Annotated in this window: 16 protein-coding genes; 11 read left to right on the forward strand and 5 right to left on the reverse strand. The window is 67.1% G+C overall.

The window, feature by feature from the left end:
• Positions 1 to 125: 125 nt before the first annotated feature.
• Entirely contained in the window at positions 126 to 1,094 is a 969-nt protein-coding gene (locus DFR43_RS09660; RefSeq protein WP_133598090.1) for a DMT family transporter, read from the forward strand.
• A 120-nt stretch (positions 1,095 to 1,214) separates the two neighbouring features.
• On the opposite strand, the gene sucD is transcribed toward DFR43_RS09660, so the two are convergent.
• Both sucD and sucC read right to left on the reverse strand, forming a co-directional pair.
• Entirely contained in the window at positions 1,215 to 2,108 is an 894-nt protein-coding gene (gene sucD, locus DFR43_RS09665; RefSeq protein WP_133598093.1) for a succinate--CoA ligase subunit alpha, read from the reverse strand.
• A 20-nt stretch (positions 2,109 to 2,128) separates the two neighbouring features.
• Positions 2,129 to 3,292, reverse strand: coding sequence for an ADP-forming succinate--CoA ligase subunit beta (gene sucC / locus DFR43_RS09670; RefSeq protein ID WP_133598096.1), 1,164 nt, complete (start codon positions 3,290 to 3,292; stop codon positions 2,129 to 2,131).
• A 217-nt stretch (positions 3,293 to 3,509) separates the two neighbouring features.
• On the opposite strand from sucC, the gene argC reads away from it, so the two are divergent.
• Entirely contained in the window at positions 3,510 to 4,430 is a 921-nt protein-coding gene (argC, locus tag DFR43_RS09675) for an N-acetyl-gamma-glutamyl-phosphate reductase (protein ID WP_133598098.1), read from the forward strand.
• Positions 4,431 to 4,439: 9 nt separating this feature from the next.
• Here the strand turns inward: argC and DFR43_RS09680 are convergent, their stop codons facing one another.
• The 3 genes from DFR43_RS09680 to DFR43_RS09690 form a co-directional block, all read right to left on the reverse strand.
• Positions 4,440 to 5,381, reverse strand: a complete 942-nt coding sequence (locus DFR43_RS09680; RefSeq protein WP_133598100.1) for an MBL fold metallo-hydrolase — start codon at positions 5,379 to 5,381, stop codon at positions 4,440 to 4,442.
• On the reverse strand, positions 5,378 to 6,535 hold the full coding sequence (locus tag DFR43_RS09685) for a GGDEF domain-containing protein (protein WP_133598102.1): 1,158 nt from the start codon (positions 6,533 to 6,535) through the stop codon (positions 5,378 to 5,380). The genes DFR43_RS09680 and DFR43_RS09685 overlap by 4 nt, the downstream gene beginning before the upstream one ends.
• A gap of 69 nt (positions 6,536 to 6,604) precedes the next feature.
• Positions 6,605 to 8,284 (reverse strand): AMP-binding protein, encoded by a 1,680-nt coding sequence (locus tag DFR43_RS09690; protein ID WP_133598104.1) that lies wholly within the window; start codon positions 8,282 to 8,284, stop codon positions 6,605 to 6,607.
• A 126-nt stretch (positions 8,285 to 8,410) separates the two neighbouring features.
• Between DFR43_RS09690 and DFR43_RS13970 the strand changes: the two genes are divergently transcribed.
• The 9 genes from DFR43_RS13970 (at position 8,411) to DFR43_RS09740 (ending at position 18,396) form a co-directional block, all read left to right on the forward strand.
• Positions 8,411 to 10,117 carry a GNAT family N-acetyltransferase gene (locus DFR43_RS13970; protein ID WP_425471086.1) on the forward strand — a complete coding sequence of 569 codons (1,707 nt, stop codon included), beginning with the start codon at positions 8,411 to 8,413 and terminating at the stop codon, positions 10,115 to 10,117.
• Between the two features lie 93 nt (positions 10,118 to 10,210).
• Positions 10,211 to 11,077, forward strand: a complete 867-nt coding sequence (locus tag DFR43_RS09705) for a CorC family transporter (RefSeq protein WP_245988893.1) — start codon at positions 10,211 to 10,213, stop codon at positions 11,075 to 11,077.
• Entirely contained in the window at positions 11,077 to 12,678 is a 1,602-nt protein-coding gene (lnt, locus tag DFR43_RS09710) for an apolipoprotein N-acyltransferase (protein WP_133598108.1), read from the forward strand. The genes DFR43_RS09705 and lnt overlap by 1 nt, the downstream gene beginning before the upstream one ends.
• A gap of 59 nt (positions 12,679 to 12,737) precedes the next feature.
• Positions 12,738 to 13,655, forward strand: a complete 918-nt coding sequence (gene glyQ, locus DFR43_RS09715) for a glycine--tRNA ligase subunit alpha (RefSeq protein WP_133598110.1) — start codon at positions 12,738 to 12,740, stop codon at positions 13,653 to 13,655.
• 11 nt (positions 13,656 to 13,666) lie between these two features.
• Entirely contained in the window at positions 13,667 to 15,802 is a 2,136-nt protein-coding gene (gene glyS, locus DFR43_RS09720; RefSeq protein ID WP_133598112.1) for a glycine--tRNA ligase subunit beta, read from the forward strand.
• A 4-nt stretch (positions 15,803 to 15,806) separates the two neighbouring features.
• Positions 15,807 to 16,400: a D-glycero-beta-D-manno-heptose 1,7-bisphosphate 7-phosphatase gene (gene gmhB / locus DFR43_RS09725; protein WP_133598114.1), complete on the forward strand. Its 594-nt coding sequence runs from the start codon at positions 15,807 to 15,809 to the stop codon at positions 16,398 to 16,400.
• Complete coding sequence (locus tag DFR43_RS09730; RefSeq protein WP_133598116.1) at positions 16,397 to 17,152, forward strand: lysophospholipid acyltransferase family protein; 756 nt, start codon at positions 16,397 to 16,399, stop codon at positions 17,150 to 17,152. The genes gmhB and DFR43_RS09730 overlap by 4 nt, the downstream gene beginning before the upstream one ends.
• Positions 17,153 to 17,156: 4 nt before the next feature.
• The gene (locus DFR43_RS09735; RefSeq protein ID WP_164499725.1) at positions 17,157 to 17,951 is read left to right on the forward strand and encodes a M48 family metallopeptidase; all 795 of its coding nucleotides are present in this window, start codon (positions 17,157 to 17,159) and stop codon (positions 17,949 to 17,951) included.
• Between the two features lie 46 nt (positions 17,952 to 17,997).
• Positions 17,998 to 18,396 (forward strand): MerR family transcriptional regulator, encoded by a 399-nt coding sequence (locus DFR43_RS09740; RefSeq protein ID WP_133598118.1) that lies wholly within the window; start codon positions 17,998 to 18,000, stop codon positions 18,394 to 18,396.
• The last annotated feature ends 8 nt before the right edge of the window (positions 18,397 to 18,404 follow it).

Genomic DNA, 18,404 nt, shown 5'->3' on the forward strand with positions numbered 1-18,404 from the left:
GGAACTCAACTACGGAGTCGATCTATCAACCATCTGAGGGTGGTATCAGATTGATGGGGTGAAGGTGCCCCATCAACCATTAAATCCGTATACCCTAAATTTTTCGGGCATCGAAGGGGGAGGCCATGGCGGTCGGGGTCGCATTTGCGTTGGCAGCAGGTTTGTTGTGGGGGCTGGTATTCGTTGCCCCCCTCATGCTGCCCGACTACCCGGCTGCCCTACAAGCGGTGGGCCGGTATCTGGCTTTCGGCCTGCTGTGCCTGCCGCTGGCCTGGGTGGACCGGCGCCAACTCCGCGGTCTGACACGAGGCGACTGGCTCGAAGCCCTCAAACTCGCCGCCGTCGGCAACCTGCTCTACTACACGTTTTTGGCCAGTTCCATCCAGCGCACCGGAGGGCCGCTGACGACGATGATGATCGGCACCCTGCCGGTGGTGATCGCCGTGGCAGCCAATCTGCGCAATGCCCGACGCGATGGCCGCCTGCCCTGGGCGCGGCTGGTCTGGCCGCTGGGGCTGATGCTGTTGGGCATCGGCATGGTCAATCATGTGGAAATGGGCGCCGTGCGGGCCAGCGATGACGCCTCCCTGAGCCGCTATGCCTTGGGTGCCGTCTTGGCCGTGGGGGCGGTGGTGTGCTGGACTTGGTACCCCTTGCGCAACGCCGACTGGCTGCGGGCGCATCCGGGGCGCAGCCCGCGTGCCTGGGCCACCGCCCAAGGGCTGGCCACCTTGCCGCTGGCGTTGCTGGGCTACCTGCTGCTGTGGGCCTGGATGGGGGCGACCGGAGCGGCTTTTCAGATGCCCCTGGGCCCCGATCCGCTGTTCTTCGTGACGTTGATGGTTGCGGTGGGTCTGCTGGCCTCGTGGCTCGGCACCCTGTGCTGGAACGAGTCCAGCCAGCGTCTGCCGACGGCGTTGGCCGGGCAACTCATCGTGTTTGAAACCCTGGCCGCCCTGTGTTATGCCTACCTCTGGCGCGGGCAATGGCCCGCCATGCTGACCTGGGGCGGCATGGCCGCCTTGGTGCTCGGCGTGCTGTGGGCCGTGCGCATCAAGCCCCAGCCCGTGGTGGCCGAGGCCCATCCGAACTGACCCCTCTCAATTCCTCCCCCGAAGCCAGCGCCACGGGGGCACGGGAGGGCCTGGCGCCAGGTGGTCAAGTCCACAAAAAAGGCGGCCAGCGGCCGCCTCGGGTGTGATGGGCACCAACCCTCAGAGCAGGGACTTCAGCAGACGCCCCATCTCAGAGGGGTTGCGCGTGACCTTGAAGCCGCACTCTTCCATGATGGCCAGCTTGGCGTCGGCGGTGTCGGCGCCGCCGCTGATGAGCGCGCCGGCATGGCCCATGCGCTTGCCGGGCGGGGCGGTCACGCCGGCGATGAAGCCGACGACGGGCTTTTTCATGTGTTCCTTACACCAGCGGGCCGCCTCGGCCTCGTCCGGGCCACCGATCTCGCCGATCATGATCACCGCGTCGGTGTCCGGATCGTCGTTGAACATGCGCATCACGTCGATGTGCTTCAAGCCGTTGATCGGGTCGCCGCCGATGCCCACGGCCGACGATTGGCCGATGCCAAGCTCGGTCAGTTGGGCCACGGCTTCATAGGTCAGCGTGCCGGAGCGGCTGACTACGCCCACGCGGCCTTTTTTGTGGATATGGCCCGGCATGATGCCGATCTTGATTTCCTCGGGCGTGATCAGGCCCGGGCAGTTGGGGCCCAGCAGCAGGGTCTTCTTGCCTCCGGCCGCTTCCTTGGCCTTCATCTTGTTGCGGACCATCAGCATGTCGCGCACGGGGATGCCCTCGGTGATGCAGATCACCAAGTCCAGGTCGGCCTCCACGGCTTCCCAGATGGCGTCGGCTGCGCCGGCCGGCGGCACGTAGATGACGCTGACGGTGGCGCCGGTCTCGGCAGCGGCTTCCTTGACGCTGGCGTAGATGGGGATGTCAAAGATCTTCTCGCCGGCTTTCTTGGGGTTGACCCCGGCGACGAAGCAGTTTTTGCCGTTGGCGTATTCCTGGCACTTCTCGGTGTGGAACTGGCCCGTCTTGCCGGTGATGCCCTGGGTGATGACCTTGGTGTCTTTGTTGATGAGGATGGACATGTTCGTTTTCCTTTCCGGGCTCAGGCTTGGACGGCGGCCACCACCTTCTGGGCGGCCTCGGCCATGGTGTCGGCGCTGATGATGGGCAGGCCTGACTCGGCCAGCATCTTCTTGCCCAGTTCCTCGTTGGTGCCCTTCATGCGCACCACCAGCGGCACGTTCAGGTTCACGGCCTTGCAGGCGGTGATGACGCCGGTGGCGATGGTGTCGCAGCGCATGATGCCGCCGAAGATATTGACCAGGATGGCCTTGACCTTCGGGTTCTTGAGCATGATCTTGAAGGCTTCGGTGACCTTCTCAGGGGTGGCGCCGCCGCCCACGTCGAGGAAGTTGGCCGGCTCGGCGCCGAACAACTTGATGGTGTCCATGGTGGCCATGGCCAGGCCGGCGCCATTGACCAGGCAGCCGATGTTGCCGTCCAGGCTGATGTAGGCCAGGTCGAACTTGGAGGCCTCGATCTCGGCCGGATCTTCTTCGTCCAGGTCCCGCAGCGCCACGATTTCGGGGTGGCGGAACAAGGCGTTGCTGTCAAAGTTGAACTTCGCGTCCAGCGCGATGATGTTGCCCTTGCTGTCGCGGTTGAGTGGGTTGATCTCGACCAGCGAGGCATCGGTGTCCATGTAGCACTTGTAGAGTTTCTGGCACACGTCCACGAACTGGGCCACGGAGTCGGCAGGCATTTGCACGCCTGCGGCGAGTTCCTGGGCCTGGGCGTCGGTCAGGCCGACCAGCGGATCGATGAACACCTTGACGATCTTCTCGGGCGAGTGGGCGGCCACCTCTTCGATGTCCATGCCGCCTTCGCTGGAAGCGATGAAGGCCACCTTCTGCGTGGCGCGGTCGGTCACCACGGACAGGTAATACTCTTTCTGGATGTCGGCGCCGTCTTCGATATAGAGGCGACGTACCTTCTGGCCTTCAGGGCCGGTCTGGTGCGTGACGAGCTGCATGCCCAGAATCTGGCCGGCGAGTTCCTTGACCTGATCGATGGATTTGGCCACTTTCACGCCACCGCCCTTGCCTCGGCCGCCCGCATGGATCTGCGCCTTGACCACCCAGACCGGGCCGCCCAGCTTTTGGGCCGCTTCGACCGCTTCCTGCACCGTGAACGCGGGGATGCCGCGCGGGACCGGCACGCCGAACTGACGCAAGATTTCCTTGCCTTGGTATTCGTGAATCTTCATGAAAATCGCTCTCTGAAAGAGTCAAACACAACACGTCCGCCCTGAGGGCAAGGTAGCGTGGGCATGTACGGCCACGATTACGGTGCAACAGGCCTAAGGACACACGAAGCCTGAACTGTATCATGCTGCCATGCACAAAACCTTTTGCCAACCTGACACCACCTTCACGCGGATGATAGGACGCAGGACTGGCCGCATACCCCAAGGAGAATAGCCCATGCCTCAGGTTTTCATCGATGGCGAAGCCGGCACCACCGGCCTGCAGATCCGCGAGCGGCTGGCCGGCGTGCCCGCGGTGCAAATGCTCAGCATCGACCCGCAGCGCCGCAAAGACCCGGCCGCCAAGCGTGAGTTGATGGCGCAGGCCGATCTGGTCATCCTCTGCCTGCACGACGACGCGGCCCGCGAATCGGTGGCCATGATCGACGCCATCAAGGCCGAAAGCGGGCGCGCGCCGCGCATCATCGACGCCTCCACCGCGCACCGGGTGGCGCCCGGGTGGGTGTATGGGTTTGCCGAATTGTGCGCCGGGCAGGCCGAAGCGGTGCGCACCGCCGAACGGGTGGCCAATCCCGGGTGCTACGCCACGGGGGCCATTGCGCTCATTCGCCCGCTGATCGATGCCGGGCTCATGCCGAAGGACTTTCCCTTGACCCTGCCCAGCGTCAGCGGCTACACCGGGGGCGGGCGCGCCATGATCGAGGCGTACGAGGCGGGCAGCGCCGCCCCCTTCGAACTGTATGCCCTGGGCCTGAGTCACAAGCACATCCCCGAGATCATGGCCTGCACCGGTCTGACCCGGCGCCCGCTGTTCGTGCCGTCGGTGGGCAACTTTCCGCAAGGGATGCTGGTGCAGTTGCCTTTGCACCTGGACATGCTGCCTGCGCAGGTGCGTGGCGCCGATCTGCACGAGGCGCTGGCGGCGCACTACGCCGGCAGTGCCGTGGTGTCGGTGTTGCCGCCCACCGAGGACGGCAAGCTCGATGCCGTGGCGCTGGCCGGCAGCGACCGGCTGGAGCTGCGCGTTTTTGCCAACGAGACGCACCGCCACGCGGTGTTGGTGGCCCGGCTGGACAACCTGGGCAAAGGCGCCAGCGGCGCGGCGGTGCAGAACCTGCGCTTGATGCTGGGGGTGTGACGCGCCTGCTCAGGCGTCGATCACCCAGCCGGGTTCCAGCCGGGCCGCGCCCGAGGTGGCCAGGTCTTGCAGGATTTGGGCGAGCCAGTCGTCGATCGCCTCGCCGCCGGCATGACGGCGGTGCTGCTGCACCAGGTAAGGGGTTTGCCGCGCCCAGGCCATGAAGGCGTCGTAGGGTGCGCGCTGCCACTCCAGCAGCTTGAATTTCAGCAGCACCTTCAGGGCATAGCGCGTGTGGCGCTGCGGGTCGTCGATGAATTGCCGCAGCCGGCTGCGGGCGCGTGCCAGCGCACCGGCCACGGCGGCTGGCCCACCGAAGGGGCGTCCGTGCCCCGGGATGACCAGCCGTGGCTGCAAAGACTCGATCAGGTCCAGCGTGGCACCCACTTCGTCGAACGCGGATTCGCCGTCCAGTTCCGGGAACACCACGCCAAAGCCGTTTTCCCACAGCGCGTCGCCCGAGATCAGCACCCCACTGTCCGGCTCGTGGAGCAAGACCGCATGGGGGTCATGGCCCGGGGCGGCATGGATGACCCAGCCCCGCCCACCCAGCGACACGGCCGTGCCTGGGGTCAGCACCGCGTCATGCCGGAAACGCGGGCAGTGCTGGCCGGTGGCTTGGTAGGTCAGGGTGTCCATGTCCCAGCGGGCCACGGCATCGGCGTGTCCCGGTGGAATCCAGGTGCGCAAGCCGGGGTAGCGGGCCTGCAAGGCGGCGTTGCCGCCGCAGTGGTCGCTGTGCAGATGGGTGTTGATGAGACCGGCCAGTGGCCGCTGTCCCAGGGCGGCAGACACCAGGGCCAGCGTCTGATCGGCATGGGTGCAGTAGCCGGAGTCGATGAGGGTGGGCCCAGGCGGGCCGTCAATCAGCACGCTGTTGGACGACAGCCAGCCGCGCTCCCAGACCTGGAGGCCTTCGGGCAGGGCTGGGGAGTCGTGCGGGAGGGTCATGCGGGTGACAGAGCAGCTTGCACGGTCTGGTCGCGCCCCAGTGCTTTGGCTTGATACAGGGCGGCATCGGCCCGTCCAATGGCGCTTTCCAAGCGGGAGTCCATGGAACTGCTCGCCGCGGTCGGTGGTATCGCGGTCAGGCCAATGCTGACGGTGTAAGGTGGAATGCCGTCCGATGCGGGAAACGTGCGGATGCGTTCAGCGATGGCAAGGGCTTCGGTGACCGGCGTTTCTGGCAAGAGGGCGATGAATTCCTCGCCCCCATACCGACCCAACCGGTCGGTGGCGCGCAAAACACGCTTCAGACGCTGCCCAAAATCGCGTAGCACAGCGTCCCCTGTCTGGTGGCCATAGGTGTCATTGATGCGTTTGAAGTGATCCAGATCCAGCATGAGCAAGGCGGCTGGCTTGACCGTGCGCTGCTGGCGCTGCAACTCATGAACAGCGGCTTCCCAGAAGGCCGTGCGTGTTGGGATACCCGTCAGACTGTCTTGTGTCGCCAACTCACGGATGTGCGCGTGTAGCCGCTGCTGCCCCAACAGCACCAAGCCAATGGTTTCGCCGAGCAAAGAAAAGGCGTAACTGGCAAGGTAAATGTTCTGCCAGATCGAGGGGGTGAACAGGTCGGCGTCGACGCGCTCCAGGTGGGCGGTGGCGACGCGGAAGGCCAGGGCCAAGGTACAGAAGGCCAACCAGCCGATCAGGAACCGCCCGCCGAAGCTGTGCCGGTCATGCCGCCAGATCAAACGCCAATGGGCCAGTTGAACGACGGCCATCAGGCCAGGGACGATGGTCAGCCGCAGCGGGTAGTGCGGCCAAACCGTGCTGAGCGCGAGCAGTGCGACCAGCGCCAGCCATACCCAGAGCCATCGTGGCAAGGGCTGGTTCCAGAATCGGCACGAGCCCAAGTACATCGCGATGGCGCCAGCAAGGATGAAGCCGTTGCCCAGCACGATGCTGACCGGGGCACCGATGAGCCCACGCAGACCCAGTAGCACGGTGCCGGCGAATATGCTCAAAGGGCCGGCGCCCCACCAGGCGGCCGCCTCCAACAGGGAACGGTTCTGCCGCCACAAATGAAGCAGCACCACGGCAGTCAAGACGCCGATCGCCCCCAAAAGCAGCACGACGGCGCGCAGGTCGAGTTCGTTCACAATGCGTCTGATGGCAACATGGAATCGCCCTCAGTGTAGCCGTTGGAGAACCGGGCCGCCGCAGCCACCTCACTTCTGACGCAACTCCCGGCGCAGAATCTTGCCCACGGCGCTCTTGGGCAATTCGTCGCGGAACTCGATGTACTTGGGCCGCTTGTAGCCGGTGAGGTTGTCGTGGCAGTAGCGCAGCACGGCCTCTTCGGTCAGCGTCGGGTCGCTGCGCACCACATACACCTTGATGGCTTCGCCCGAATGCTCGTCGGGCACGCCCACGGTGGCGCATTCCAGCACGCCCGGGCACAGGGAGATGACGTTGTCGAGCTCGGTCGGATAGACGTTGAAGCCAGAGACGATGATCATGTCCTTCTTGCGGTCCACGATGCGGATGTAGCCGCGCTCATCCATGATGCCGACGTCGCCCGTGCGCATGTAGCCGTCGGCCGTGAAGGTCTTGGCGTTTTCTTCGGGCTTGTTGTAGTAGCCCTTCATCACGTTCGGGCCTTTGATGCAGATTTCGCCCGTGCTGCCTAACGGCAGGCTGTGACCGTCGTCGTCTTTGATGGCGATGTCGATGCTTGGCAGCGGCAGGCCGATGGTGCCGGTGAACTCGGTGTTGGTGACTGGGTTATTGGTGCCGATGGCGCAGGTCTCGCTCATGCCCCAGCCTTCGATCATGGCGCAGCCCGTGACCTTTTGCCACTGCCGGGCGGTGCCTTCGGAGGCCGCCATGCCGCCGGCTTGGGAGAGCACCAGGGTGGAGAAGTCCAGCTGGCGGAAGCGCGGGTTGTTCAGCAGGCCGTTGAACAGGGTGTTGACGGCCGGCAGCATGTGAAACGGGCGGCTCTTGAGCGTTTCGACGAATTTGGGGATGTCGCGCGGGTTGGGGATGAGGGTGGCGTGCGCCCCGTGGCGGATGACCAGCAGCATCAGCGTCAGCGCGAAGATGTGGTACAGCGGCAGCGCCATGATGTGGTTGGCGCTGCGCACGTCGCCGATCTTGTCCAGTGCCGGGGTGAACCACGCTTCGGCCTGCAAGGTGGCGGCGATTACGTTGCCATGGGTCAGGATGGCGCCTTTGGACAGCCCGGTGGTGCCGCCGGTGTACTGGAGAAAGGCGATCGAGTCGTGGTGCACGTCGGCCGGCTTGAGGCTGAGGGCCTGCCCCTGATCGATGGCGTGCGTGAAGCTCACGACGGTACGGCCATCGAGCGGCAGCTTGAAGCTGGGCACCATCTTGGCCAGGTGCCGCACGGCGAAGGTGATCCAGTGCCCATACCAAAAGCCCAGCAGATCGCCCATGCTGGCCAGCACCACGTGCTGGATCTGGGTGCGTTCGATCACCGCTTCCAGGGTGTGGGCGAAGTTTTCCAGGATGACGATGGCCTCGGCGCCCGAGTCTTTGAGCTGGTGCTCCAGCTCGCGGGCGGTGTACAGCGGGTTGACGTTGACGCAGGTGTAGCCCGCCCGCAGCACCCCGGCCATGGTGACCGGAAACTGCGGCAGGTTGGGCAACATGATGGCCACCCGCGCGCCCGTGCTCAGCCCGAGGGATTGAAGGTAGGCGCCCAGTGCCTGGCTGAGCCGGTCGAGCTGGCCATAGGTCATCCACTCGTTCATGCACACGGTCACCGGCTCGCGGGCGTTTTGCCGGAACGAGGCTTCGAACAGTTCGTTGAGCGAGCGGTATTGGGAGGGGTCCACGTCGTGGGGCACCCCTGGCGGATAGCTCCGGAGCCAGATTTTGTCCATGGGAGAAGGGAGGTCGTTGTGCAAATGAGGCGTCGGCGTGGCAGGATTGTGGGCTGGGGGGCATGCGGCCCGTCTCAGGGCAAGCCCCTAGAAACTGTCGCGCGGGGCACACTTGGGGAATCGGTCATGACGGTGGCGGCTTGGCAACGCCTGGGGGTGGGGGCAGCGGTGCTGGCGCTGGTGGGCTGGCTGTGGGTCTGGCGCTCGTCGCCGCTGGGCGTGCTCGCGGGGCTGTGCGTGATCGGTGCGGGCATGTGGTGGGCGCAGGCCGCGCACAGCCTGCTGGCCGCCTGGGTGGGGCGCGGGGCGCCGCGGCCGCCCGGCTGGCCGACGCCCACTTGGCGCGCTTGGTGCCTGGCCTGGTGGCGCGAATCGTGGCTGGCGCTGCGGGTGTTTGCGTGGTGGCAGCCCTTTCGCGCCGCCGCCGTGCCGGACGGCTTGGGCGCGCCGGCTGGCGTGCCTGGGCGCACCGGCGTCGTGCTGGTGCATGGCTATCTGTGCAACCGGGCTTTGTGGACGGATTGGCTGCGCCGTTTTCGCGCCGAAGGCCGCCCCGTCGTGGCGGTGACGCTGGAGCCGGTGTTTGGCGATATCGACGCCTATGCACCGGCCATCGAGCGGGCGGTGCAAGCGATGACGGCCCACACCGGGTGCCGGCCCTTGTTGGTGGGCCACAGCATGGGTGGTTTGGCGGCGCGGGCCTGGTGGCGGGCCTGGCGCCAAGCCTGCGTGCAAGCGGGCGAGCCTGTGCCGGCTTTGGCCGATCGGGTGTGTGGCATCGTCACGCTGGGCACGCCGCACCAAGGCACCTGGCTGGCGCGGTTCAGCCACACCGCCAATGGCCGGCAGATGCGCATGGGCAGCCGCTGGTTGCAGGCGCTGTCGGCCGATGAGCCGCCTGCGCAGCGCCAGCGGATCGAGTGCTGGTCAGCGGCTTGCGATGGGGTGGTCTATCCCCCCGGGGTGGCCGAGCTGGATGGGGCCCCGCATCGGCGCGTGGACGCGGTCGGGCATCTGGGCCTGATCGAGGCCTCCGAGGTGTGGCAGGCGGTGCAGGCCCATCTGTGGCAGGCCGACCAAGTGGCCGACCAAGCGGCCGCCCAGGGCGCAAACCCTGGCCGTTTGTCGTGTTTTTCCCGGTTGGCGGCTGCCGAATCTAGGGAAAACCCTTATATTTCGCCCATGGCACGCGATTCTTCTGTTTCCCGGCACGTCAGGGCGCCCATCCGCACCCTCGGGGTGGAGCATCGCCCGGCCATTCTGAAGCACTTGCTCGCCCTGGGCGAGCGCGACCGCTACCTGCGTTTCGGCTATGCCGCCACCGACGAGCACATCCGTCGCTATGTCGAGCGGCTGCGCTTCGATTGCGACGAGGTGTTTGGCATCTTCAACTGGCGGATGCAACTCATCGCCATGGCGCATCTGGCCTATATGGTCGAGGGGCAGGGGCGGCACAGCGCGGAGTTCGGCGTCAGCGTGGCGCCCCATGCCCGCGGGCGCGGCTATGGCGAGCAGTTGTTCGCACGCGCCGTGCGGCATGCGCGCAACGAGGGCGTGACGCGCCTCATCATCCACGCCTTGAGCGAGAACGCCGCCATGCTGGCGATTGCCCGCAAGGGCGGGGCCACGGTCGTGCGCGACGGCTCGGAAAGCCAGGCCCATCTGGAGCTGCCCCCGGCGGACTTCGAATCCAACGTGACGGAACTGCTGGAAGAGCAGGTGGCGCGTTCCCAGTATTGGGTCAAGCTGGGTCGGCACCGGTTGCGCCAGGGCTGGCGCCGGCTGGCCGGCTGGGGTGGCCGGTTGATGCGGCGCGGCCGCTCGCGGGTCTGACCCACGCGGCGTTTGCGGCCGATGGCGCGGCCCGGTTGTGGGCTGTCATGCGGCTGTTGTATCCTTGAGCCATCGCAACTACGCCCTACGTCAGTGGCCGAACCCTATCCCAGTCCGTCGCCGCACCGCCCGGTGCGGCCCGAAGACAAACGCGGCTTTCTGCAAAAGCTGGCCGAATTCATCCACCCCGGACCCGACTCCAAGGACGAGCTGATCGAGACCTTGGCCGACGCCGAGGACAACGAGATCATCGACGCGGAGTCGCGCGTGATGCTCGAAGGGGTGATACGCATCGCCGACATGACCGCTGGCGATGTGATGGTGGCGGCCCCGCGCATGGATGCCATCGACATCAACGCGCCGTTTCAGGAGATTCTGAACACCGTCATCGAGACGGCGCACTCGCGCTTTCCCGTGTACGACGGCGATCGCGAGAACATCATCGGCATCCTGATGGCCAAGGATTTGCTCAAGCTCTATCGCGCGCCTGAGCTGAATTTGCGCACGCTGCTGCGGCCGGCCGTGTTCGTGCCCGAGAGCAAGGGCCTCAACGATTTGCTGCGCGAATTTCGGGGCAACCGCAACCATTTGGCCATCGTCATCGACGAATTTGGGCGCGTGGCCGGCCTCATCACCATCGAGGACGTGCTGGAGGAGATCGTCGGCGAAATCGAGGACGAGTTCGACGAGGCCGAGGACGACGGCGACATCTTCGCGCTGGCCGACGGCTCCTGGCGCGTCAGCGGCGACACGCCGATCGAGCGCGTCAATGAATGGTTTGGCGCCGCGCTGCCCGACGATGAGCTCGACACCATCGGCGGCCTGGTGTCGCACGACATGGGGCATGTGCCCAAGCGCGGCGAGCAGCACGAGCTGGGGGGGCTGCGTTTTCTGGTGCAGCACACCAAGGGCGGCGCGGTGACGTGGTTCAAGGTCACGCGCGCGGGCGGCGGCGCGTGATGCCCGGGCGTTGGGCCTGGGCCCTGCTGGCCGCGGGTGTGGCCCATGCCGCGGCGCTGGCTTGGCCATTGCCTGGCCCTGTGGCGGGGCAGCCTCTGCCGTGGCTGCAATGGCTGGCCCTGTGCGTGCTGGCCGCGGGCGTGCGGCGGGCGCCGTCGCGGGCGGCGGCTTTCTGGCGTGGCTGGGGCTTTGCCACGGCATGGCTGGCCGCGACCTTCTGGTGGCTGTTCATTTCCATGCATGTGTACGGTGGCCTGGCGGCCCCCTTGGCGGCGCTGGCGGTGCTGGCGCTGGCGGCCTTTCTGGGGCTGTACACGGCAGGGATGGCGGCGCTGCTGTGGCGCTGGCGCCGCAGCGGGCCGTGGCGTTACGCGCTGGTCTTTGCCGCAGGCTGGACGCTGGCCGAATGGGCGCGCGGCACCTGGCTGACCGGCTTTCCGTGGGGGGCGGCCGGCTATGCCTTGGTCGATGCCTATGCCGCCTGGGCGCCCTGGGTGGGGGTGTATGGCATGGGGGCGCTGAGCGCCGGGCTGGCCGCGGGGCTGGTGGCCTGGGGGCTGGGACGGCTGGGCCGTGAGGCCACGTCGCCCCAGGGCCGCTTGGTCGGCGCGGCATGGGGCGCGCGCATCGCGGCTGGGGTGGTGGTGCTGGCATTGGGGCCGGTGCTGTGGTGGCCGTCGGGTGGGGTTTGGCTGGCCGAGCGCCTGCCGGCCTGGACCGCGCCGGCTGGCGACATGCCGGTGGCGCTGTTGCAGGGCAACATCCCTCAGGACGAGAAATTCACCCCCGGCGTGGGCGTGCCGCTGGCGCTGGACTGGTACGAAACGCAGGTGGCCGAGGCGCTGCGCCAGCTCGATGCCCGAGGCGGGGGGCTGGTGGTGGCGCCCGAGACGGCCATTCCCCTGCTGCCTCAGGATATGGACCCGGCCTGGTGGGCGCGCTGGCTGGCGCGCATCGCCGACAGCCGTTCGGCCGTGCTGCTCGGCTTGCCGCTGGGCAGCTGGACCGAGGGCTACACCAACTCGGTGGCCGGGTGGGCGGCCTCGCGCGAGATGTACCGCTACGACAAGCACCATCTGGTGCCTTTCGGCGAGTTCGTTCCCCCGCTGTTTCGCTGGTTCGTGGCGATGATGGACATCCCGCTGGGGGATTTTCGGCGTGGGCCGCTGGGGCAGCCGCCGTTTGAGTGGAATGGGCAGCGCATCGCGCCCAACGTTTGCTATGAGGACCTGTTCGGCGAAGAGCTGGCGGTGGCCTTCCATGACGCCTCAGGGGCTCCCACGGTGCTGGTCAATGTGAGCAACATCGCCTGGTTCGGGGACACGGTGGCCATCGACCAGCACCGGCACATTTCCCGGTTGCGTGCCTTGGAATTGCAGCGCCCCATGCTGCGGGCCACCAACACCGGGGCCACCGTGGTCATCGATCACCTGGGGCGGGTGCAGGCGGAGTTGCCGCGCCTGACGCGCGGCCGCCTCGAAGCCACGGTGCAGGGGCGTCAAGGGCTGACCCCTTACGCCCGCTGGGCCGGCCGCTGGGGGCAATGGCCGCTGGTGGGGCTGGCGCTGCTCGTGCTGGTGGGCGCGCGCCGCCCGCGCTGAGCCTTCGCCCTCATGGCGGCCACTAAAATGAAGGGTTACGCCTCATGGATCTCAAGCCCATGCTGACCTTTCAACAAATCATCCTCAAACTCCAGGCCTACTGGGACGCCCAGGGCTGCGCGCTGCTGCAACCCTACGACATGGAGGTGGGCGCGGGCACCAGCCACACCGCCACCTTCCTGCGCGCCATCGGCCCGGAGCCCTGGAAAGCCGCCTACGTGCAGCCCAGCCGCCGCCCCAAGGACGGTCGCTACGGCGAGAACCCCAACCGCCTGCAACACTACTACCAGTACCAGGTGGTGCTCAAGCCCGCGCCCAGCAACATCCTGGAGCTGTACCTGGGCTCTCTCGAAGCCTTGGGCTTCGACCTGAAGAAGAACGACATCCGCTTCGTCGAAGACGATTGGGAGAACCCCACGCTGGGCGCCTGGGGACTGGGCTGGGAGGTCTGGCTCAACGGCATGGAGGTGACGCAGTTCACCTACTTCCAGCAGGTCGGCGGCATCGACTGCAAGCCCATCACGGGCGAGATCACCTACGGCCTGGAGCGTCTGGCCATGTACCTGCAGGGCGTGGAAAACGTCTACGACCTGACCTACGCCCCTGGCCTGACCTACGGCGACGTGTTCCACCAGAACGAGGTGGAGCAATCCACCTACAACTTTGAGCACTCCGACGTGGACTTCCTGTTTGCTGCCTTTGCCGCGCACGAAAAGCAGGCCCGTCACCTCATGGAGCACCGGTTGGCGCTGCCCGCGTATGAGCAGGTGCTCAAAGCCGCGCACACCTTCAACCTGCTGGACGCGCGCGGCGCCATCAGCGTGACCGAGCGCGCCGCCTACATCGGCCGCATTCGCAACCTGGCGCGCAGCGTGGCGCAGAGCTATTACGAAAGCCGCGAGCGCCTGGGCTTTCCCATGGCGCCGCGTGAGTGGGTCGCACAGCTTGCGGCGCAGACCGACACGAAAGCCGCCTGAGGAATCTGCCCATGACCACGAAAAATCTGTTGGTGGAACTCTTCGTGGAGGAGTTGCCCCCCAAGGCCCTGAAGAAACTGGGCGAAGCGTTTGCCGGCGTCCTGTTCGAGCAGCTCAAAGCGCAAGGATTGACGGGCGAAGGCGCCGTCGTCACGCCCTTTGCCTCGCCGCGCCGGCTCGCGGCGCACGTCACGGCGGTGCGGTCCAAGGCACCCGATCAGACCGTGCAGCAAAAACTCATGCCCGTCTCGGTCGGGCTGGGCGCGGATGGACAGCCCACGCCGGCGCTGCTCAAGAAACTGGCCGCCCTGGGTGCCGACGTCAGCGATGCGGCCGCCGTCCTGGGCCGCCTCAAGCGCCAGGGCGAAGGCAAGGCCGAAGCCCTGTACTGGGACAGCGTCGTGCCCGGGGCCACACTGGTGGCGGGCTTGCAGAAGGCGCTCGACGACGCCTTGCGCCAGCTGCCCATCCCCAAGGTGATGACCTACCAGCTGGAGACCGACTGCGAGCTGCCCGGCTGGAGCAGCGTGCACTTCGTGCGCCCCGCGCATGGCCTCGTTGCCCTGCATGGCGAGACCGTGGTGCCGGTGAAGGCCCTGGGCCTGACGGCGGGCAACACCACGCAGGGCCACCGTTTCGAAGCGGCCAAGTCGCCTGTGGTGATCGCTCACGCCGACGCCTACGCGGCCACGCTGCGCGACGACGGCGCGGTGATCGCCAGCTTTGCCGAGCGCCGTGCCGAAATCGCGCGCCAGCTGGCCGCCCGCGCCGCCGAGGTGGGCGGCGGCTGCCGTCCGATCGAGGACGATGCCCTGCTGGACGAAGTGACCGCGCTGGTGGAGCGCCCCAACGTGCTGGTGTGCCGGTTCGAGCCCGAATTCCTGGAAGTGCCGCAGGAGTGCCTGATTCTGACGATGAAGGCCAACCAGAAGTACTTCCCGCTGCTGGACGCGCAAGGCAAGCTGACCAACCAGTTCCTGGTGGTGAGCAACATCCGCCCGGACGACCCGAGCGCGGTGATTGGCGGCAACGAGCGCGTGGTGCGCCCGCGCCTGGCCGATGCCAAGTTCTTCTTCGACCAGGACCGCAAAAAGACGCTGGAGAGCCGCGTCGAGGGTCTGGCCAAGGTGGTGTACCACAACAAGCTGGGCTCGCAGGGCGAGCGCGTGGAGCGCGTCAGCGCTATTGCGCGCGGCATTGCGCAGCAGCTGGGCGGCGATGCGCTGGCGCGCCAGGCTGACCAGGCCGCGCTGCTGGCCAAGGCCGACCTGCTGACCGACATGGTCGGCGAGTTCCCCGAGCTGCAAGGCATCATGGGCGGCTACTACGCCCGCCACGATGGCCTGGGCAACGACATCGCCGAAGCGATCGAAGACCACTACAAGCCGCGCTTTGCAGGCGACGAGCTGCCGCGCAACCCGGTGGGCCTGTGCGTGGCGCTGGCCGACAAGCTCGAAACCCTGGTGGGCATGTTCGGCATTGGCAACCTGCCCAGCGGCGACAAAGACCCCTACGCCCTGCGTCGCCACGCCCTGGGCGTGGTGCGCATGCTGATCGAGAAAGACCTGCCGCTGGACCTGCCGGCCCTGCTGGCGCTGGCCGTACCCGTGTTTGGCGACAAGGTCACCGATCCCTCAGCCGCGCTGACCGACTTCATCTATGACCGCCTGGCCGGCAGCCTGCGCGATCAGGGCTACAGCGCCCAGGAAGTGGACGCCGTGCTCGCCCTGCGCCCGCAGCGCCTCAGCGAAGTGCCGCGTCGCCTGGCTGCGGTGCGCGCGTTTGCCGCCTTGCCTGAAGCGCCGGCCTTGGCCGCGGCCAACAAGCGCGTGGGCAACATCCTCAAGAAAGCCGAAGGCGATGTGCGCCCCCAGGTGGCCTTGGAGCGTTTGGTCGAGCCGGCCGAGCGTGCCTTGCACGACGCGCTGGCCCAGCTCTCGCCCCAGGCCGATGCCGCCTGGACGGCCGGCGATTACACGGGCAACCTCCGGGCGCTGGCGGCGCTCAAAGCCCCTGTCGATGCCTTTTTCGATCAGGTTATGGTCAATGCCGACGACCCGGCCCTCAAGGCCAATCGCCTGGGCTTGCTGGCAACGCTGCACCGGGCCATGAACCGGGTGGCGGATCTCTCGCGCCTGGCCGCCTAAAGCCATGCCCTACGGCCGCGAACTCAAACTCGTCGTGCTGGACCGCGACGGCACCCTCAACGAGGAGCCGGAAGACTTTCTGCGCGGTCCCGACGACTGGCGGCCGCTGCCCGGGGCGCTGGAGGCGGTGGCGCGGCTCAACCATGCCGGCTGGCGGGTGGTCATCGCCTCCAACCAGTCCGGGCTGGGCCGGGGGTTGTTCGACGTGGCCACCCTCAACGACATCCATGCCCGCATGCACCGCGAGCTCACCCTGGCCGGGGCCCGGGTGGAGGCGGTGTTCTTCTGTCCGCATGCCCCTGAGGACGCGTGCGATTGCCGCAAGCCCGCCCCCGGCCTGTTTTTGCAAATCGCGCAGCGGTTCGGCGTGCCCGCCACGCACCTGGTGGCGGTGGGCGATTCCGTGCACGACGCCCAGGCGGCCGCCGCTGCCGGGTGCGAAACGCACCTGGTGCTCACCGGCAAGTCCCTGCGGTATCGCCATGGCCCCCTGCCGGCCGGGCTGCCGGCGGGCGTGACCGTGCATGCCGATCTGTCGGCGTTTGCCGACGCGCTGACGGGTGGCGACCTTCCCGTCTCGAGTCATCATCAACCATGAATCTTTTGCGTTCCTGGCTGCACCTGCTTTTCATGGGCGTCACGCTCGTGCCTTGGGCCCTGACGGCCTTGGTGGCTTCGCTGTTCATGCGCGGCGAGCGGCTGTACTGGCTTTGCGTCGGGTGGGTGCGGCTGGTGGTCTGGGCGGCAGGCTGGATGCTGGGCATCCGCAACCGCGTCATCGGCTACGAAAACCTGCCCACGGGCACCCGCGCGCCCGCCATTTTGCTGGCCAAGCACCAGTCCACCTGGGAGACGTTCTGCTTGCCCGTGCTCATGCCGCACCCGCTGGCCTTCGTGTTCAAGAAGGAGTTGCTGTACGTGCCCCTGTTCGGCTGGGCGTTGGGCCGGCTCGACATGATTCACATCGACCGCGCCAAACGGGCCCAAGCCTTTGCCAAGGTCGTTCAGCAGGGCCAGCGCCTGCTCGATCAGGGCACCTGGGTCATCATGTTTCCCGAAGGCACCCGCATCCCCCGCGGGCAGCAGGGCACGTACAAAACCGGCGGGGCCCGGCTGGCCGTCCAGACGGGGGTGCCCGTCATCCCCATTGCCATCACCTCGGGCAAATGCTGGCCGCGCCGCGCCATCGTCAAGCGGCCTGGGGTGGTGGAGTTCTCCATCGGGAAGCCGATCCCCAGCGCCGGCCGCGACCCGGATGAGCTGATGCAGGAAGTCGAAGCCTGGATCGAGGCCGAAATGCGCCGACTCGATCCGCAGGCCTATGCCGACCACCCCGCCACCCGCGCCTGAAGCCATGGCCGCGCAGCTGGCCCTGTTCGACGACGCGGGGCATGCGCCAGCGGCGCGGGCGGGCCGCCCGGCCGCCTGGCGCCACCCCCGCGCCAACCGGGAGTGCTGTCTGGAGAATGCGGTGGTGGCCTACGAATTCCGCCGCGCCCGGCGTCGAACCATTGGGCTGGTGGTCAATGCCCAAGGCTTGAGCGTGCGGGCGCCGGCATGGGTGCCGGAAGCGGAGGTGCTGCGCTTCCTGCTCAGCAAATCGGCCTGGGTGCTGGACAAGCTGCGCCAGCAGGCCAGCCGCCCCGCGCCGGCGATGGTCTGGCGCGATGGCGCGGTGGTCGATTTTCTCGGTCAGCCGTTGACCCTGTCTCTCGACCCTTCGCACCGCTTCGAGGGCGCCGGCGCGGCCCAGGTGGGGCAGCGCCTGTGCGTGGCTTTGCCCCAAGACTGTGGGGCCGAACGCCTGCGCGAAGCGGTGCACGCCTGGCTGCAGGCCCAGGCGCAGGCCTGGTTCGTTCGGCGGCTGGACCATTTCGCGCCCCAGGTGGGCGTGCGCTGGAGCCGGCTGCGACTGTCGCGCGCCACCACCCGCTGGGGCAGCGCCAAGGCCGACGGCTCCATCGCCTTGCACTGGCGGTTGATCCAGCTCGCGCCCGACCTCATCGACTACGTGGTCGTTCATGAGTTGTGCCATCTGCGCGAGATGAACCATGGCCCGGCCTTCTGGCGCCTGGTGGAGCAGGTGCTGCCCGATCAGGCGCAGCGCCGCCAGGCCCTGCGTCGGGTAACATTGTTGACGTTGACGTAAACGTCAATCGGCGGCACCATCGCCCCATTCCCGAACCGCATTCGCCATGGCCCATCCCCAGCGCTACACCATCCGCGACCTCGCCAAGGAATTCGACCTCACCACCCGGGCCATCCGTTTCTATGAGGACATGGGCTTGTTGCAGCCCCAGCGCGAAGGCCCGGGCGGGCGCAACCGGGTCTATTCCGCGCGGGACCGCACGCGCCTGAAACTGACGCTGCGGGCCAAACGCCTGGGCCTGAGCCTGACGGAAGCCAAAGACCTGATCGACATGTACGACAGCCCGCGCGACACTGGGCCGCAGCTGCGCAAATTCCTGGACGTGCTGGCCGAGCACCGGCGCCAGATCGAGGAGCAGATGGCCGACCTGCAGGCCACGCTGGACGAAATCAAAGTGCACGAGAAAGAGGCCAAGGCCCTGTTGGCGCGGCTTGACAAGGCGTGAGCCGCCAC

The sequence above is a fragment of the Tepidicella xavieri genome (assembly GCF_004363315.1).
Lineage (GTDB): Bacteria > Pseudomonadota > Gammaproteobacteria > Burkholderiales > Burkholderiaceae_C > Tepidicella > Tepidicella xavieri.

Excerpts from the sequence above, each read along its gene's own strand:
- glyQ (WP_133598110.1), top strand. The coding sequence starts at position 12,738 with ATGCTGACCTTTCAACAAATCATCCTCAAACTCCAGGCCTACTGGGAC.
- lnt (WP_133598108.1), top strand. The coding sequence starts at position 11,077 with ATGCCCGGGCGTTGGGCCTGGGCCCTGCTGGCCGCGGGTGTGGCCCAT.
- DFR43_RS09680 (WP_133598100.1), bottom strand. The coding sequence starts at position 5,381 with ATGACCCTCCCGCACGACTCCCCAGCCCTGCCCGAAGGCCTCCAGGTC.
- DFR43_RS09740 (WP_133598118.1), top strand. The coding sequence starts at position 17,998 with ATGGCCCATCCCCAGCGCTACACCATCCGCGACCTCGCCAAGGAATTC.
- DFR43_RS13970 (WP_425471086.1), top strand. The coding sequence starts at position 8,411 with ATGACGGTGGCGGCTTGGCAACGCCTGGGGGTGGGGGCAGCGGTGCTG.
- DFR43_RS09735 (WP_164499725.1), top strand. The coding sequence starts at position 17,157 with ATGGCCGCGCAGCTGGCCCTGTTCGACGACGCGGGGCATGCGCCAGCG.
- gmhB (WP_133598114.1), top strand. The coding sequence starts at position 15,807 with ATGCCCTACGGCCGCGAACTCAAACTCGTCGTGCTGGACCGCGACGGC.
- sucC (WP_133598096.1), bottom strand. The coding sequence starts at position 3,292 with ATGAAGATTCACGAATACCAAGGCAAGGAAATCTTGCGTCAGTTCGGC.
- argC (WP_133598098.1), top strand. The coding sequence starts at position 3,510 with ATGCCTCAGGTTTTCATCGATGGCGAAGCCGGCACCACCGGCCTGCAG.
- DFR43_RS09730 (WP_133598116.1), top strand. The coding sequence starts at position 16,397 with ATGAATCTTTTGCGTTCCTGGCTGCACCTGCTTTTCATGGGCGTCACG.
- DFR43_RS09690 (WP_133598104.1), bottom strand. The coding sequence starts at position 8,284 with ATGGACAAAATCTGGCTCCGGAGCTATCCGCCAGGGGTGCCCCACGAC.
- glyS (WP_133598112.1), top strand. The coding sequence starts at position 13,667 with ATGACCACGAAAAATCTGTTGGTGGAACTCTTCGTGGAGGAGTTGCCC.
- DFR43_RS09660 (WP_133598090.1), top strand. The coding sequence starts at position 126 with ATGGCGGTCGGGGTCGCATTTGCGTTGGCAGCAGGTTTGTTGTGGGGG.
- sucD (WP_133598093.1), bottom strand. The coding sequence starts at position 2,108 with ATGTCCATCCTCATCAACAAAGACACCAAGGTCATCACCCAGGGCATC.